Here is a 17,182-nt window from a genome sequence, read left to right as displayed (position 1 = left end):
TCGCAAGCAGGCTATCCTTGCCGCTCGCGCCAGACAGCCCGGAAGGAAAATCCGGGCCATCCATACAGAATCGAGGAATGCAATGCAGGAAGAAGATGACAAGGACCGACTGTTCGTTACCGCGCTGGCGCGTGGCCTGCAGGTGATGGCCGCGTTCCGGCCGGGCGAGTCGGCACTGTCCAATCTGGAAATTGCCAAACGCACCGGCTTGCCCAAGTCCACGGTATCGCGGCTGACCTACACCCTGACCACGCTGGGCTATCTGTCCCAGGACGAACACAGCGGCTTTTACCGGCTGGGCGTGGCCTTGCTGGCACTGGGTTCGGTAGTGCTGGCCAGTTACGACATCCGCCAGGTGGCCGGGCCGCTGATGCGGGAGTTTGCGCTGGAGAACAATGTTTCCATCAGCCTGGCCATGCGCGACGGCACCGACATGGTTTATCTGGAAACCTACCGCAGCCAGTCGCGCGTCAGCGTGCAACTGACCGTGGGCTCGCGCGTGCCGATTGCCACCACCGCCATCGGCCGGGCTTTTTATGCCGGGCTGCCGGTGAATGTGCGCCAGCAACTGGATGGCGAGCTGGCCACACGCTATGGCGAACGCTGGCCAGAGTTGCAGCAACGGCTGCAACAGGCGATTGAGGAATACCAGCGCTGTGGCTACTCGGCATCATTCGGGGAATACGAGCCGGACGTGATGGCTGTTGGCGTACACCTGCCCTCGCCCACTCCCGGCCAGCCTCCGATGAGCCTGAACGCCAGTGGCCCGGCCTTTGCCTTCAGCGCCGAAGTGATGCAACAGCAAGTGGCACCAGCGCTGATTGCCTTGCGCCAGCGCATCGTGCCTGTGGCCTGAGGCGTTACACGAGATAGCAAAAAGCCGCCAACAGGCGGCTTTTTTTGCGGGCAGGGCGGAATTCAGGCGCTCTGGATGTAATGCACCAGCTGGTTGATGACCTGCTCCTGCTCCTTGATGGTGGCGTGAACCAGATCGCCAATCGACAGCATGCCCAGCACCGTTTTGCCTTCCAGCACCGGCAGGTGGCGGATGTGCTTTTCGGTCATCAGCGCCATGCATTGGTCGGAATTCTGTTCCGGTGTGACATACACCACCTTGCTGGTCATGATCTCGCGGATGCGGGTGCCAGCAGAAGTACGCCCCTGCAGCACAATCCGACGCGCATAGTCCCGTTCGGAGAAAATCCCGACCACTTCGCCGCCCTCCATCACCAGCACCGCGCCGATATCATGTTCTGCCATCACCTGTAATGCCTGAAATACGGTACTTTCCGGCGTAACGGTAACCAGTACCCGCCCGGACTTTTGCTCCAGCAACTGTCTGACTGTCTGCATTGCACCCTCCTCATCGGCCAAGAGAACCTGAAACAGGCTGTTTCAATACTATAGAACAAGTTTGATCAACAACATGGCTGGCGGCAGGGCAAGAAAAAGGCCGGCGGGCATGACGCCCCCGGCCTGGTCTATTCAATGCAGGGGTTCAACTGGCGCGAATCATGGTGCCCACGCCGTCATCGGTCATGATTTCCAGCAGCAGTGCATGCGGTACGCGACCGTCAATGATGTGTACGGTGTTCACGCCGCTGCGGGCGGCATCCAGTGCCGAGCTGATCTTGGGCAGCATGCCGCCGTGGATGGTGCCATCGGCAAACAGGGCATCCACTTGCTGGGCGGACAAGCCGGTCAGGAGCTTGCCTGCCTTGTCCAGCACGCCGGGGGTATTGGTCATCAGGATCAGCTTTTCGGCATTCAGGGTTTCCGCCAGCTTGCCCGCCACCAGATCGGCATTGATATTGTAGGCTTCGCCATTGGCACCCACACCGATAGGCGCCACTACCGGGATGAAATCCTGGCGATCCAGCAAGGACACCAGCGACGGGTCGATGCTGGAAATTTCACCAACCTGGCCGATGTCGATCTTTTCATCGCTCTCATCGCTGAGGAACATCTTTTCCGCACGGATGAAGTGGCCGTCCTTGCCGGTCAGGCCAACAGCCTTGCCACCATGGGTGTTGATCAGCGACACGATTTCCTTGTTCACCAGGCCGCCCAGCACCATTTCCACCACGTCCATGGTTTCCTGGTCGGTCACGCGCATACCCTGGATGAACTTGCCTTCCTTGCCGACACGCTCCAGCAGCTCGTTGATTTGCGGGCCACCGCCATGCACCACCACCGGGTTGATGCCCACCAGCTTGAGCAACACGATGTCCTTGGCAAAGCCTTCCTTGAGCGCGTCGTCGGTCATGGCATTGCCACCGTACTTGATCACGATGGTCTTGCCGGAAAAACGGCGGATATACGGCAGGGCCTCGGCGAGAACCAACGCTTTTTCAGCGGCATTTACAGACACAACGATCTCCTTCTGCAGGGTGAAGGCCGGAAGCGCTCCGGCCATGGGCGACAATGTGTTGCATTCTAATCAATCAAACTACTGAACACTGATTTATTAATTGTATTGACCACTGCTTTGCACTACATTGCACAGCATTAATGAACAGGCATTCAGATAAATCCATGACAGAAAACTGCCCTATCGCACGCTGGCGCAGAAAAAAGGAAGCCCGCCCGGCCGAAATTCTGGACGCAGCACTGATCCAGTTTGTCGAGAAAGGCTTTCGCGCCACCAAAATGGAAGACATTGCCCGCGCCGCAGGTGTCACCAAGGGCACGCCCTATCTTTACTTTCAGAACAAGGAAGAGATTTTCAAGGCCATCGCCCGTGGCACCATTGTGGCCAATCTGCAGCAGCTGGCGCAGGTAGCGGCCGACTTCCAGGGCAGTAGCAGCGAACTGCTTCATCACATGATAGAGCACTGGTGGCAGGAGGTTGGCTCTGCACCATCTGCCGGCCTGTGCAAGTTGATGATTGCCGAGGCGGCCAATTTCCCCGAACTTGCACAGTTCTACTTTGAAGAAGTGATCGCTCCCAGCAACCAGATGCTCAGCAAGCTACTGGAGCGCGGCATCGCCAGCGGCGAATTTCGCCAGGTACCGCTGGTACATACCGTGGATGCGCTGCTGTCTCCCCTGCTGACCACCATGATTTTCAACCATTCCTTCGCCCAGTTGCCCGGCTGCTGCATCGGCTCCACCAAGGACCCGCTCGGCTTCCTCAAGGATGCACTCGATCTGGTACTGCACGGCCTGAAAAAGAACTGACAGGAACACTACCAATGTCCATTCCCTTCCGACTCGCCGGCCTTGTTGCACTCACCCTGCTGCTGAGCGCTTGCCAACAACCCGACAACAGCGTGGAAGAAATCCGCCCGGTGCGCGTCACCACGGCCGGCACCCTTGGCAACACGCCAAGCGATAGCTTTGCCGGGCAGATTCGCGCCCGTACCGAAACCGACCTTGCCTTCCGCATTGGCGGCAAGATGGTTGCCAAACTGGTGAACAGCGGCGAACACGTGAAAAAAGGCCAGGTTCTGGCGCGTCTCGACCCCAGCGACACCAGCCTGGATATCAGCGCCAAACAGGCCCAGCTGGCCGCAGCTGAATCCGACCTGGCCCAGCAGCAGTTGAACCTGCAACGTTATCAACAGTTGCTGGCCAAGCAATTCATCAGTCAGGCCCAGGTGGACAGCCAGCAAAATGGCGTCAACGCCGCTCGTGCCAAACGGGATGAAGCCCGTGCCCAACTGGCTGCCAGCCGCAATCAGGGCAGTTATACCCAGCTGCTTGCCGACGCCGACGGCATTGTCAGCCAGATGCTGGCCGAGCCGGGTCAGGTAGTGGCAGCCGGCCAGCCAGTGGCACGACTGGCACACGATGGCGAGCGGGAAGCTGCCATTCAGGTGCCGGAAAACGCCTTGCAACAGCTCCGTCAGCAAAAACAGTTTGTTGTCACCCTGTGGGCGGGCAAACAGCAGTTCGAGGGCAGCTTGCGTGAGCTGGCCGGTGATGCAGACCCGGCCACCCGCACCTACGCCGCCCGCATCAGCCTGCCCCATGCCAGCGCACTGACACTGGGCCAGACCGTTACCGTCACCCTGAGCGGCAATGGCGCAAGCCAGAGCCAAAGCCTGCGCCTGCCGCTGACAGCCTTGCTGGACGAGCAGGGCAAGCATTATGTGTGGGTGGTGGATGACAAGACCTTGCTCGTCAGCCGTCGGGCAGTCAGCGTACAAAGCATTGACAGTCAGAGCGTCACCCTGCGGGGCGGGGTACGTCCGGGTGAAAAAGTGGTCAGCGCCGGGGTGCACCTGCTGCACGACCAGCAGCGCGTCACCTTGCTGCAAGGTGCCTTGTAAATGAAAAAACTCAATCTGTCGGAATGGGCGCTGCGTCATCAGGCGCTGGTGCTGTACTTCATGGTGATGCTGATGGTGTCAGGCCTGTGGGCCTATACCCAGCTGGGGCAGAAGGAAGACCCCGAATTCACCTTCAAGGCCATGCTGGTGCAAACCTACTGGCCGGGCGCCAAGGCGGTGGAGGTTGAACAGCAGATCAGCGACCGGCTGGAAGAAAAACTGCAGGAAATGCCGGAAATCAAGTACGTGCAGAGTTACAGCAAGCCGGGTGAATCCCTGCTGCTGATTACCCTGCGCGAGGACGTCCCGGCAAAAAATGTGCAGTCACTGTGGTATCAGGTGCGCAAAAAGCTGGGCGATGTACGCCACAACCTGCCTGCCACCACCCAGGGGCCATTCTTCAATGACGAATTCGGCGATACCTTCGGCAACATCTATGCCTTTACCGGTGACGGCTTCACGGCGGAAGAACTGCGTCGCTACGTAGACCAGGCCAAGGAGGAAATCCTGCGGGTGCCGGATGTCGCCAAGGTCAGTCTGGTCGGCGAGCAGAGCGAGAACATCTACATCGACCTGTCCAGCAGCAAGCTCGCCTCGCTGGGACTGGATACCAGCACCATCTGGAGCGCCCTGCAACAGCAAAACGCCATGATGCCGGCCGGCACCTATGAAACTGCCAGCGACCGCATCTGGGTACGCCCGACCGGCAATTTCAGCACGGTGGAGTCCGTCGCCAACACGCCCATCATTGCCAATGGCAAGAACCTGCGCCTGGGCGACATCGCGCAGATTCATCGCGGCTTTGTCGACCCGCCCAGCTTCCGTATGCGCTTCAATGGCCAGGCAGCACTCGGGCTGGCCATCACCATGAAAAGCGGCGGTGATGTCCTGCAACTGGGCGAACACCTGGATGCCACCCTCAAGCAGATTCAGTCCAAGCTGCCGGTGGGCATCGAGATTCATGCGGTTTCCGACCAGCCCAAGGTGGTGAAGGGTGCGGTCAGCGAATTCATGCGTTCGCTGATTGAAGCCGTGCTGATTGTGCTGGCGGTCAGCTTCTTCAGCCTGGGCCTGCGCACCGGTGTGGTGGTGGCGCTGTCCATTCCGCTGGTACTGGCCATGACCTTTCTCGCCATGTACTTCTTCAAGCTGGACTTGCAACGCATCTCGCTGGGCTCGCTCATCATCGCGCTGGGCCTGCTGGTAGACGATGCCATCATCGCGGTGGAAATGATGGCGCTGAAGCTGGAACAGGGCTGGAACAAATTCCAGGCCGCAACCTATGCCTATACCAGCACCGCTTTCCCCATGCTGACCGGCACGCTGATTACTGCCGCCACCTTCCTGCCGGTGGGGCTGGCCAAATCCGATGCCGGCGAATATGTATTCAGCCTGTTCGCGGTGGTGGGGCTCGCCCTCATCCTGTCCTGGATTGTCGCCGTGGTGTTCACCCCCTTCCTCGGCTACAAGCTGCTGTCGGAGAAAACCACGCATCACCAGCAGCATGATGTCTATCACAAGCCGTTCTATCTGCGCTTCCGCGCGGTGCTGGAATGGTGCCTGCACTACCGCAAGACGGTGATTGCCATCACGCTGGGCGTGTTCATCCTGTCCTTGCTGGCTTTCCGCCTGTTGGTGGCACAGCAGTTTTTCCCTTCCTCCAACCGGCCCGAGCTGATGGTGGACCTGTGGCTGCCACGCGGTGCCAGCTATGCGGCGACCGAAGGCGAAGTGAAAAAACTGGAAGCGCTGATACGCCAGGACAAGAATGTACGCAGCGTCACCAGCTATGTCGGCAGCGGCAGCCCGCGCTTCTACCTGCCGCTTGATCAGCAGCAACAGCACCTGAACTACGCCCAGCTGATGGTGATGACCGGTGACGAACATGTGCGTGAACTGGTGAAAAGCCGTATCGAGCAGATTTTCGATCACGACTTCCCGCTGGTACGCGGCCGCGTCACCCGGCTGGAAAACGGCCCGCCGGTAGGCTACCCGGTGCAGTTCCGCGTGATGGGACCGGACCACGACAAGATCCGCGCCATTGCCGCCGAAGTGGAAAAACGGGTGCGCGCCAACCCGGCCACCCGTCATGTCAACATCAACTGGGGTGAACAGCTGAAGGCGCTGCGCATCACGCTGGATCAGGACAAGATCCGCCTGCTGGGCATCAACAGCCAGTCGCTGTCCCAGCAGCTGCAAATGCTGATTTCCGGTGCCACCGTCACCGACTACCGCGACGGCAACCGCACCGTCGGCATCGTGGCGCGGCTGAACAAGCAGGAGCAGAGCGATGTGGCGGCACTGGGCAATTTGCAGGTACAAACCGCCAGCGGTCGCTTTGTGCCGGTGTCGCAACTGGGCAAGATCGACTATCAGCCGGAGGAATCCATCATCTGGCGGCGCAACCGTCTGCCCACCATCACGGTCAACGCTGATGTCGCCGACGGTGTGCAGGGCGATGACGTCTCCACTGCGTTGTGGCCGCAAATGCAGCAGCTGGAGAAGACCTTGCCATTGGGCTATCACATCGAACTGGGTGGCTCGCTGGAATCCAGCAGCAATTCGCAAACCGCCATTGCGGCAGTCGCCCCGTTCATGATCGTGGTGGTGCTCACCCTCTTGATGCTGCAGTTGCACAGTTTCCAGCGTACCTTGATGGTATTGCTGACTGCACCGCTAGGCATGATAGGCGTCACGCTCACCCTTATCCTGTTTCAGGCACCGTTCGGCTTTGTCGCCATGCTGGGGGTGATTGCCCTGTCCGGCATGATCATGCGTAACTCGGTGATCCTGGTGGATCAGATCGAACATGACATCAGCGAAGGCATAGACCGTCACGAAGCCATCATCGGCTCGACGATCCGGCGCTTCCGCCCCATCATGCTTACCGCACTGGCGGCCATCCTGGCCATGATTCCACTCACCCGCAGCACCTTCTGGGGGCCGATGGCGGTGGCCATCATGGGCGGACTGCTGGTGGCCACGGTACTGACCCTGCTGTTCCTGCCTGCCCTGTACGCCCAGTGGTTCAAGGTGGACCGTCCGCAAAAGAGAACAACATGAAACATCTTGTCCGCTTCACCCCGCTGCTGCCTGCGCTGGCCCTGCTGCTGGCCAGCCCCGCCACCCTTGCCTTTGACCTGAGCGAGGCCTGGCAGGCGGCCCGCAGTTACAACAGCGACTACGCCGGCTCGCGCGCCGACCTGACTGCCGGGCGCGAACTGGCCGTACAGGGCCGCGCCCAGTTACTGCCGCAAGTGGCCCTCACCGGCAGCTACAGCCACACCACCCCCACCCAGCCGGCCGGGCTGGCCAGCTACGACAGCTCCGGTTATGGCGTCCAGCTGGCGCAGCCCCTGTTTGATGTCAGCAAATACAGCGCTTACCAGAAAGGAAAGATCGCCAGCCAGCAGGCAGATACCAGCTTTGGTGCTGCCGAACAGCAACTGATGGTGGAGATTGCTCGCGCCTACTTCGACGTGCTGCTGGCCGAAGACACCCTGACCGCCACCCGTGCCAGCAAGAAGGCGTACCAGACCCAGCTGCAGCAGGCAAAAGCCGCCTTCGATCTTGGAACCGCCACCATTATTGACACCCACGAAGCCCAGGCCGGCTTTGATGCCGCCAGCGCCAGGGAAATCGTGGCGCTCAACCAGCAGGAAATCAGCCAGAACAACCTGCGCCGGCTCACCGGACTGGACCCACGCGCCATCCAGCCACTGCAAGCGCAGCTCCCTCCTCCCCCTGCCGGCGATCTGCAAAGCTGGCTGGAAGTGGCCACGCACAACAGCCTGGCGCTGCGCGCAGCCGAACAGGCCTTGCAATATGCCAGCCAGACCGTTACCGAAAAGCGCGGCAACCAGTTACCTGTCGTGGCACTCAATGCCGGTTACAACGACAACCGCAGCAACCAGAACGGCGCACTGCCTGTCACCCGCGGCAGCAGCATCGGCGTGTCGGTCAGCCTGCCGCTGTTTGCCGGTGGCGGCATCAACTCGCAAATCCGCGAAGCGCTGGCCAAGGAGGAGTCCGCCCGTGACAAGCTGGAATCCACCCGCCGCCAGTTGCGCGAGGATGTACGCAAGAGCTGGCTGGGCGTGACCAATGGTGCCGCCCTGGTACGGGCGCAACAACAGCTGCTGGTTTCGGCCAAAAGCAAGGTGGACTCAACCAAGCTGGGCAAGGAAGTCGGCATCCGTACCAATCTGGATGTGCTGCAGGCCGAGCAGTCTTACTACGATGCCATGACCAGCCTGGCCACCGCCAAGTACGACTACCTCACTGCCCGCCTGCAACTGGAGCAAGTGGCAGGCACCCTGGATGAAGGCCGGCTGCAGATAGTCAACGCGGCGATTCGACATTAGACAACTTGCCATTTGTGATCAAATAGGGCTACTGTTTGCGCAGTAGCCCTTTTTCACATGGTGTGCTCGTCTTGCAACAAGTGTTTAACTTTTTGATGCAGGTGTAGCTTTTTGCTAAACACCTGATTAGAATCAAACCACTCTGGAAAACGCCAGAATCTGGCCCAGCCAACTGGTTGACACTGATAAAAGCATCGCCAAATGCCCTAGGTGCTCCAGCATTCATGTTCAGGACAATGCCACCAGGCACCCCAATCTTTAGGAGAGATGGAATGAGCAACAAAGATCTGATGCAACGCAAGGCCGATGCAACCCCGCGCGGCGTGGGCGTAATGTGTACTTTCTTTGCCGACAAGGCCAAGAACGCCGAAGTATGGGATGTTGAAGGCAATCGTTACATCGACTTTGCTGGTGGTATCGGCGTACTGAATACCGGCCATCTGCATGCCAAGGTACAGGCTGCCGTAGCCGAACAACTGAACAAGTTCAGCCACACCTGCTATCAGGTTGTGCCTTACGAATCCTACGTTACCGTGGCCGAAAAGCTGAACAAGCTGAGCCCCGGCAACTTCGCCAAGAAAGCAGCCTTCTTCAGCACGGGTGCTGAAGCAGTCGAGAACGCCATCAAGGTGGCGCGCGCTGCCACCGGTCGCCCGGGTGTGATCGCATTTGGCGGTGCCTTCCACGGCCGTACCATGCTGGGCATGGCACTGACCGGCAAGGTTGCCCCGTACAAAATCGGTTTTGGCCCATTTGTAGGCGAGATCTACCACGCCGCTTACCCGAACGCCCTGCACGGTGTTTCGGTTGAAGACTCGCTGGCCAGCATCGAAAAACTGTTCAAGTACGACATCGAAGCCAAGCGCGTTGCCGCCATCATCTTCGAACCGGTACAAGGCGAAGGTGGTTTCTACTCCGCACCGGCCGAATGGGTACGTGCCATCCGCAAGCTGTGTGACGACAATGGCATCGTGATGATTGCCGACGAAGTACAAGCCGGCTTCGCCCGTACCGGCAAGCTGTTTGCCATGGAACACTTCGACGTTGCCGCCGACCTGACCACCATGGCCAAGTCGCTGGCCGGTGGTTTCCCGCTGGCAGCCCTGGTAGGCAAGGCCGAACTGATGGACGCACCGGCACCGGGCGGCCTGGGTGGTACTTATGCTGGTAGCCCGCTGGGCCTGGCTGCTGCCAATGCCGTGATCGATGTGATTCAGGAAGAAAACCTGCTGGAACGCTCCAACAAGCTGGGCGACCTGCTGAAGGAAAAACTGCACAGCCTGAAGAAGGACATCCCGCAGATCGCCGACATCCGTGGCCTGGGCGCCATGGTGGCTGTTGAATTCAACAAGCCGGGCACTCACGAGCCGGATGCCGAGTTCACCAAGAAGGTACAGACCAAGGCGCTGGAATCCGGCCTGATCCTGCTGACTTGCGGCGTGTACTACAACGTGGTTCGCTTCCTGTTCCCGCTGACCATCGAAGACGAAGTATTCGCCGAAGCGCTGGCCAAGCTGGAAGCAGCCCTGAAGGCCTGATCCGTCACGGACTGATGATGACGGCCAATCCCGGCAACGGGGTTGGCCGTCTGCACACACACCATCCTCCACCCATTCTGGAGAGACACATGCTGAATCTGAAAGACCCCTCCCTGCTCAAGCAGCAGTGCTACATCAACGGCCAATGGCTGGATGCTGACAACGGCGAAACCATTCCGGTCACCAACCCGGCCACCGGCGAAGTGATTGCCACCGTACCGAAAATGGGCAAGGCCGAAGCCGAGCGCGCCGTAGCCGGTGCCGCCGAAGCCTTCAAGAGCTGGAAAAAGAAATCTGCCAAAGAGCGCTCGGTCATCCTGCGCCGCTGGTTTGAACTGATGATGGCCAACCAGGACGACCTGGCGGTCATCCTCACCAGCGAACAAGGCAAGCCGCTGGCCGAAGCCAAGGGCGAAATCGCTTACGGCGCTTCCTATATCGAATGGTATGGCGAAGAAGCCAAGCGCCTGTATGGCGACACCATTCCGGCACCGGCATCCGACCGCCGCATTCTGGTCACCAAAGAGCCGATCGGCGTTACCGCCGCCATCACGCCGTGGAACTTCCCCAATGCCATGATCACCCGCAAGGCAGCCCCGGCGCTGGCCGCTGGCTGCCCGATGGTGGTACGTCCGGCCAGCCAGACTCCGCTGTCCGCCCTGGCCATTGCCGTACTGGCCGAACGTGCCGGCATTCCGGCTGGCGTGTTCTCGGTACTGACCGGCAGCTCCAGCGAAATCGGTGCCGTACTGACCGGTAGCGACACCGTGAAGAAGTTCTCTTTCACCGGCTCCACCGAAGTGGGTCGCAAGCTGATTGCCCAATGTGCCGACACCGTCAAGAAAGTGTCGATGGAACTGGGCGGCAACGCACCGTTCATCGTGTTTGACGATGCCGATCTGGATGCCGCCGTTGAAGGCGCCATGATTTCCAAGTACCGCAATGCCGGTCAGACCTGCGTCTGCGCCAACCGCATTCTGGTACAGGACGGCGTGTACGATGCCTTCGCCGAAAAGTTTGCCGCTGCCGTAGCCAAGCTGAACGTGGGCAATGGCCTGGAAGCAGGCATCACCCAAGGCCCGATGATCGACCAGAACGCCGTGGCCAAGGTGGAGGAGCACATTGCCGATGCCCTGGCCAAGGGTGGCAAGCTGATCGCTGGTGGCAAGCGCCACGCGCTGGGCCACAGCTTCTTCGAACCGACCGTGATCACCAATGTGACCCCGGCCATGAAGGTCGCCAAGGAAGAAACCTTCGGCCCGCTGGCTCCGGTATTCCGCTTCAAGACCGAAGAAGAAGCCATCCAGATGGCCAACGACACCGAGTTCGGCCTGGCCAGCTACTTCTACGCCCGTGACGTGGGTCGTATCTTCCGCGTCTCCGAAGGCCTGGAATACGGCATGGTTGCCGTCAACAGCGGCCTGCTGTCCAACGAAGCCGCACCGTTCGGTGGCGTGAAGCAATCCGGCCTCGGCCGCGAAGGCAGCAAGTACGGTATTGAAGACTACCTGGAAATCAAATACGTACTGCTGGGTGGCCTGGACAAATAAGTCCGGCTCCCGCCAAGCAAAAAGCCCGCATTAGCGGGCTTTTTGCTTATGGCAACAGCACAGATCAATGCAGCTTGACGATGGTTTCCGACAACGGGATATCAGCCTCGCGCAGGCAGTCACACAGGTCTTTCCAGCTGGCATCCTTGTCCGGTGCCACATCCGGCACCAGCAGCCAGGGCGAACGTGCCAGCAGCTCATCCTTACCCTGCAGCTTGAGCCCTACTTCGTAACCCTGCATTTCCGGCTGGTATTCCGCCACGGCTTCCAGCTCCTGCAAGCCGCCCACCTTACTGGCAATCAAGGCCACGGTGAGGCCAAGGCGCTTGCGGTTCCAGGCCCGTACACCGGCGGACAAGGCCTCCCACCATGGCAGCGGGGCAAACAGCTCGGCCTCGCCATATTCCATCTCGGCACCAATGGCCTGCTGCACCAGCGGCATCACCGCATCCAGTGCCTTGCGTGACAGCTGTCTTGCCTGGTCAATCGGCAAGGCACCACGCTCCACCAGGAAGGGCAGCCAGGAAATCACCAGTTGCGGATCCTGCGTCTTGCGCGCGGCCTCGTAAGTGGCACGTGAAGAGGCCGGGTCCAGCGGAGCAAAGTCACAACCGGCATCCATCACGCTGGCCAGATGCATCAGGTTCTGACAAGCACGCTCATTGAGCATGTCGACGGTAAACAGGGTGGGAGATATCCACAGGATGGCCTTTTCCGGTACATCCAGCGCATCCGCCAGCGGGGTTTCCAGCCGCTCCAGCAAGGGAAAGTGCCACCAGACCCCGCCCTGCGCACGCGAGAAGGCAAAAGGCAGTGCCCATAATTCGAAAGACACCACTGAGCCGTCTGCACGCACCACTTCGGGAAAGGCAATGGCATCCCGCGCACTGTTCACCAGCAAGGCACGCGCTGCCGGTTCCGCCAGCAAGGAAAGCTGGGCTTCGGTGAACACGGCCTGGTCACCGCCCATCAAGGCCTGCTGCACCTGGGCGGCAAAACCGGCGCGATGCATGGGGTCAAGGGCGGCAGCACGGGCGGCGTCACGCAAGGTGCGAATGGCAAGGCTACGCTCAGCAGGTGGCAGCGGCTCGGTCGGCCCCTGGCGCATTTCACGCGGGCGCGGGCCAACCTCACGCTCGGCATAGGCTTCATGCAGGCGCTGATAGGTGCTCATGGCTTCATCACAGATCGCCTGCAAGCGCGCCGCCGTAGGCACCTCGGCACTGAAGACAAAATCAAACAGCCGCAAACCGCGATTGCAGACATAAACACTCTGGTTGGCGACCGGATCAAACAGCAGGTCGCTGGCGAAGGCTTCGGTATCGCGACCGGCAAACTCGGTAAAATCATTGCCAACCAGGCGGCAAACAAAGGCGGGGGCTGCGGTGTGGATCAGATATTCGGTGGCCTCCAGGCCTGACGCGTCCACGGCATCGCCAAAGATGAAACGGTTAGGCGGCTGCGGCTCACCCTTGATACGGGCATTACGGGGATGCGGAGTCATCGATCAACCAAAAAAATCTGCAAAAACATCCCATTGTACCCGCCACCCCCATGTGGCGAAACCGCTGCAATGCGAAATGCCCTAGTTGCCTGTTACGCCGCTGTTACGCCAGTCGGACATCAACCGGGACAAGGCCAGTCGCTGCCGGCCGACCGCATCAAAGTTTTCCGGTGCCAGCCATTGCTCCAGCGCCTGGCGTACCGCCGGCCATTCGCTATCCAGGATCGAATACCAGGCGGTATCCCGATTACGCCCCTTGATCACCATGGACTGGCGGAACAGTCCTTCAAACAGAAAGCCCAGCCGCTCTGCCGCACGGCGCGATGGCAGGTTCAGCGCATTGCACTTCCATTCATAACGGCGATAACCCAGTTCGAAAGCATGGCGCATCATCAGGTACATGGCCTCGGTGGCAGCAGGTTTCTGCTGCAACAGGGGCGAATAGTTAAGATGCCCGACTTCAATCACCCCGTTGGCCGCATCGATGCGCAGATAGCTGGCCAGACCCACCGGCTGCCCGCTGACGGCATCGATGATGGTGTAAAACTGCGGATCGCTCAGACCTTCCATTCCCCTCAACCAGGCGGTGTAGTCGGTGAGGCTGGCAAACGGGCCGTAGCCAAGATAAGTCCAGTTCGCCTCCGCGCCATCTTCTTGCATGGCGGCATACAGCCCTGCAGCATGCTGCCCCACCGACAAAGGCTCCACACGGCAATATTGCCCATGCATGACCACCGGCTGCGGCACCGGGCAAGCCTGCCACTCGGGCAAGGCCACACCATGTAACTGGCCATACTGGTTCAATTCACCCTGCGCCAGGCGTTGCGCAATGAATTCCTCAGACATACTGCCTCCTAACACGCACACTGAATGGCAGACCCGGCAGTCGCATGGCTACCTGCTGTGGCAAAACCATCGCGCTTCCACCAGTCCAGACCACCTTGCAACTCTTTCACCCGGAACCCCAGCTGCAACAGCTTGATGGCGCCATTGGTGGAGCCATTGCAACCAATGCCATCACAGAATGGCACCAGCAGTGCATCCCGAGGTAATGCAGCCGTGGTTTCTGCATTCATGGTTCGATGTGGCAGGGACAAAGCACCGGGAATGCTTTCACGCTCGAACGCGGCTGTAGCACGCGTATCAATCAGAATCAGTTTTTCGCCCGCTTCCAGCGCCGCCTTGACATCGGCAGCGTCAATTTCATAGGCCAGCTTGGCCTGGTAGAACTCCAGCTGAGTCATTGGCTTCTCCTTGTTTGCTGCATTTGCAATAGCAGCAGATTACGGGCAAATTGATTCCTTCAAAAGAACCACTCTTTGCACCAGCGAAGGAACCACTTCATTCATGCATGCCGACTGGATCATCGACTATCTGCAAGGACAGCTGCAGCGGCAAGGGCAATCAACGCTGTCACAGCAGGTGTACAAGCTGCTGCGCGAAGCCATTGCCCGGCAGCAGCTGGTGGCGGACACCGCCTTGCCCGCCAGCCGCATGCTGGCGCAGGCCTTGCAGATCGGTCGCAATACCGTGCTGGCAGCCTACGATCAATTACTGGCCGAAGGCTATCTTTACAGCCGCCCAGGGGCCGGGACCTTTGTCAGCCCGGCCTTCAGCAGTCTTGGTCAACCCACGGCAATAGCACGCGGGCATGCCGGCCTGTCACAACGGGGGCAGGCACTATCCGAGCAATACCGGCTCCCCACCGGCCTGACCGGAGCCTTTGCTCCCGGCTTGCCGGAGTTGCGCCAATTCCCGCATGCCGTCTGGCAGCGACTGCAGCATCAGCATAACCGCCAGGCACCGTCGCACTGGTGGCACTATCAGCAAGAAGGCGGTCTGCCAGCCCTGCGCCAGGCCATATGCACCTATTTGCAACTATCACGCTCGGTGCACTGCCAGCCTGAGCAGATTCTGGTGGTGCAAGGTGCGCAGCAAGCGCTGGAGCTGACCGCACGACTGCTTGCCGATCCGGCAGACCAGGCCTGGATGGAAGATCCGGGTTACGCCGGAGCACACGCAGCCATGCAGGCAGCCGGTTTGCACATCATCCCGGTGCCGGTCGACAGTGAAGGGCTGAATCCCGCTGCCGCACCGCCAGATAGCCGGCCGCGGCTGGTTTACATCACGCCATCACACCAGTATCCCAGTGGCGTTGTCATGTCGCTCGCCCGGCGCCTGGAGCTGCTGCAACGTGCAGAGGCCGATAACAGCTGGATCATCGAAGACGACTACGACAGCGAATTCCGTTACGATGCCCAGCCTATCGCCTCGCTGCAGGGGCTGGCGGACAGCGCACGGGTCATCTACATCGGCACCTTCAGCAAAGTCATGTTTCCTGCCATGCGGCTGGCTTATCTGGTCATCCCACCCGCGCTGGTCGATGCCTTCCGTTCAGCCTACGCCCGTCTTTATCGTGAGGGGTGCTATGCTCAGCAGGCTGCGCTGGCCGACTTCATCGAGCAGGGGCATTTTGCCCGTCACATCCGCCGCATGCGCGACCTGTACCGGATACGCCAGCAATTGCTGCGCAGCACATTACAGCAGGCAGTGGGAGATGCCATTGCCCTCTCCTCCGGCCAGGCCGGCATGCACCTGGTGGCAAGTCTTCCTCCCACGATCAATGACCAGCAGCTCAGTCAGCAAGCGGCGCACGAGCAATTATGGCTGCGCCCGCTGTCACGCCATTTCCTGGGTGCACAACAGCGTAACGGGCTGGTCCTTGGTTATGCCGGGGTCGAGGAAAATGACATTCGCCAGTCGGCACTGCGACTGGCCCAACTGGTAGAACCCTTATTGTGAACACCAACAAACCCGCATTACTGATCAGCGCCTGCCTGCTAGGCGAAGCTGTCCGCTACGATGGTCAGGCAAAAGGACAAGCACCAGACCAACTGGCTGCACTGGCCGAGCGTTTCCGGCTGGTTCCCACCTGCCCGGAATGCGCCGGAGGCCTGCCCGTTCCCCGTCCGGCTGCAGAAATCAGTGGCGGAGATGGCTCCGACGTATGGCAAGGCAAGGCAAAGGTCGTGACTGCTGACGGCCAGGACCTCACTACTGCCTTTACCAATGGCGCAGAGCACAGCCTGAGGCTAGCGCAACAGCATGGCTGTCAACTCGCCTTACTCAAGGCCAATAGCCCGTCTTGCGGCAACCGGCACATCTATGACGGCAGCTTCACAGGTCAGCTACAGCCTGGCGAAGGCGTAAGCAGCAGCCTGCTACGTCAGCACACTATCCGGATATTCAATGAGGAAGAAATCATCAGCTTGCTGGAGCTTGCAGGTCGAAAGACATGATCTTGCATAAGCAAAAAGCAAAAAGCCCGGAACATGATGTCCGGGCTTTTTACTGCCAGCTGGCTGGCGAATGGGGAGTTTGGCGGTGTCCTACTTTCACATGGCGAATGCCACACTATCATCGGCGCTAAGGCGTTTCACGGTCCTGTTCGGGATGGGAAGGCGTGGGACCACCTCGCTATGGCCACCAAACATCAAGCTGTAAACCAACACTTGCCGGAGAAACTCGACGGCAAGACATCGGGTAAATCTAAAGCCCAGCTCGTATGAGCTGGGCTTCGAATGGGGAGTCTGGCAGTGTCCTACTTTCACATGGCGAATGCCACACTATCATCGGCGCTAAGGCGTTTCACGGTCCTGTTCGGGATGGGAAGGCGTGGGACCACCTCGCTATGGCTACCAGACATAAACTGTCAACAAACTTGAAGAAGCTTTGTCATCCAGACTCTGTCTGAATCACTGAATTAATTAGGTATCTTTATCTTGGATCTTTGATCGCGTCGCACATTCACTATCCATCCGGTCTCGGTTTCCCAAGCCACTCAAATGATAGGATCAAGCCTCACGAGCAATTAGTATCGGTTAGCTTAACGCCTCACAGCGCTTCCACACCCGACCTATCAACGTCCTGGTCTCGAACGACTCTTCAGGAG

14 protein-coding genes and 3 rRNA genes are annotated in these 17,182 nt (G+C 59.6%); 9 read left to right on the top strand and 8 right to left on the bottom strand.

Features of this window, described 5'->3' with window-relative positions; genetic code table 11:
- The first annotated feature begins 82 nt into the window (after positions 1-82).
- Entirely contained in the window at positions 83-856 is a 774-nt protein-coding gene (locus tag JHD62_RS14610) for an IclR family transcriptional regulator (RefSeq protein WP_199103532.1), read from the top strand.
- Between the two features lie 62 nt (positions 857-918).
- Here the strand turns inward: JHD62_RS14610 and JHD62_RS14605 are convergent, their stop codons facing one another.
- Together JHD62_RS14605 and argB are read right to left on the bottom strand one after the other, a co-directional pair.
- Positions 919-1,353, bottom strand: coding sequence for a CBS domain-containing protein (locus JHD62_RS14605; RefSeq protein WP_045846774.1), 435 nt, complete (start codon positions 1,351-1,353; stop codon positions 919-921).
- Between the two features lie 145 nt (positions 1,354-1,498).
- Positions 1,499-2,371 (bottom strand): acetylglutamate kinase, encoded by an 873-nt coding sequence (argB, locus tag JHD62_RS14600; protein WP_231588865.1) that lies wholly within the window; start codon positions 2,369-2,371, stop codon positions 1,499-1,501.
- A gap of 164 nt (positions 2,372-2,535) precedes the next feature.
- On the opposite strand from argB, the gene JHD62_RS14595 reads away from it, so the two are divergent.
- The 6 genes from JHD62_RS14595 to gabD all read left to right on the top strand — a co-directional run bounded on the left by JHD62_RS14595 (position 2,536) and on the right by gabD (position 11,726).
- Positions 2,536-3,180, top strand: a complete 645-nt coding sequence (locus JHD62_RS14595) for a TetR/AcrR family transcriptional regulator (protein ID WP_199103530.1) — start codon at positions 2,536-2,538, stop codon at positions 3,178-3,180.
- Positions 3,181-3,194: 14 nt separating this feature from the next.
- Positions 3,195-4,274, top strand: coding sequence for an efflux RND transporter periplasmic adaptor subunit (locus JHD62_RS14590; protein WP_199103529.1), 1,080 nt, complete (start codon positions 3,195-3,197; stop codon positions 4,272-4,274).
- Positions 4,275-7,337: an efflux RND transporter permease subunit gene (locus JHD62_RS14585; RefSeq protein ID WP_199103528.1), complete on the top strand. Its 3,063-nt coding sequence runs from the start codon at positions 4,275-4,277 to the stop codon at positions 7,335-7,337.
- Entirely contained in the window at positions 7,334-8,638 is a 1,305-nt protein-coding gene (locus JHD62_RS14580; protein ID WP_199103526.1) for a TolC family outer membrane protein, read from the top strand. Before JHD62_RS14585 ends, JHD62_RS14580 begins: the two co-directional genes overlap by 4 nt.
- A 272-nt stretch (positions 8,639-8,910) precedes the next feature.
- On the top strand, positions 8,911-10,176 hold the full coding sequence (gabT, locus tag JHD62_RS14575; RefSeq protein ID WP_045846768.1) for a 4-aminobutyrate--2-oxoglutarate transaminase: 1,266 nt from the start codon (positions 8,911-8,913) through the stop codon (positions 10,174-10,176).
- An 89-nt stretch (positions 10,177-10,265) separates the two neighbouring features.
- Positions 10,266-11,726, top strand: a complete 1,461-nt coding sequence (gabD, locus tag JHD62_RS14570; RefSeq protein WP_255522958.1) for an NADP-dependent succinate-semialdehyde dehydrogenase — start codon at positions 10,266-10,268, stop codon at positions 11,724-11,726.
- A gap of 64 nt (positions 11,727-11,790) precedes the next feature.
- On the opposite strand, the gene JHD62_RS14565 is transcribed toward gabD, so the two are convergent.
- The 3 genes from JHD62_RS14565 to JHD62_RS14555 all read right to left on the bottom strand — a co-directional run bounded on the left by JHD62_RS14565 (position 11,791) and on the right by JHD62_RS14555 (position 14,474).
- On the bottom strand, positions 11,791-13,230 hold the full coding sequence (locus tag JHD62_RS14565; protein WP_045846766.1) for a hypothetical protein: 1,440 nt from the start codon (positions 13,228-13,230) through the stop codon (positions 11,791-11,793).
- Positions 13,231-13,311: 81 nt separating this feature from the next.
- Positions 13,312-14,076, bottom strand: a complete 765-nt coding sequence (locus tag JHD62_RS14560; protein ID WP_199103524.1) for a GNAT family N-acetyltransferase — start codon at positions 14,074-14,076, stop codon at positions 13,312-13,314.
- 8 nt (positions 14,077-14,084) lie between these two features.
- Complete coding sequence (locus JHD62_RS14555) at positions 14,085-14,474, bottom strand: rhodanese-like domain-containing protein (RefSeq protein ID WP_062786615.1); 390 nt, start codon at positions 14,472-14,474, stop codon at positions 14,085-14,087.
- A gap of 103 nt (positions 14,475-14,577) precedes the next feature.
- Between JHD62_RS14555 and JHD62_RS14550 the strand changes: the two genes are divergently transcribed.
- Together JHD62_RS14550 and JHD62_RS14545 are read left to right on the top strand one after the other, a co-directional pair.
- Entirely contained in the window at positions 14,578-16,032 is a 1,455-nt protein-coding gene (locus JHD62_RS14550; RefSeq protein WP_199103523.1) for a PLP-dependent aminotransferase family protein, read from the top strand.
- Positions 16,029-16,529: a DUF523 domain-containing protein gene (locus JHD62_RS14545; protein ID WP_199103521.1), complete on the top strand. Its 501-nt coding sequence runs from the start codon at positions 16,029-16,031 to the stop codon at positions 16,527-16,529. Before JHD62_RS14550 ends, JHD62_RS14545 begins: the two co-directional genes overlap by 4 nt.
- Before the next feature lie 77 nt (positions 16,530-16,606).
- On the opposite strand, the gene rrf (JHD62_RS14540) is transcribed toward JHD62_RS14545, so the two are convergent.
- From rrf (JHD62_RS14540) to JHD62_RS14530, 3 genes are all read right to left on the bottom strand, one after another.
- Positions 16,607-16,721: ribosomal RNA gene (gene rrf / locus JHD62_RS14540) — 5S ribosomal RNA — on the bottom strand.
- A gap of 97 nt (positions 16,722-16,818) precedes the next feature.
- Positions 16,819-16,933: ribosomal RNA gene (rrf, locus tag JHD62_RS14535) — 5S ribosomal RNA — on the bottom strand.
- A 147-nt stretch (positions 16,934-17,080) separates the two neighbouring features.
- Positions 17,081-17,182 (bottom strand): 23S ribosomal RNA (locus JHD62_RS14530); the annotation flags it as partial.

It is taken from the genome of Aquitalea sp. ASV11, assembly GCF_016429185.1.
GTDB classification, from domain to species: domain Bacteria; phylum Pseudomonadota; class Gammaproteobacteria; order Burkholderiales; family Chromobacteriaceae; genus Aquitalea; species Aquitalea pelogenes.
The sequence above is the reverse complement of the archived record's forward strand: the minus strand, read 5'-3'. Positions and strand labels throughout refer to the sequence as shown.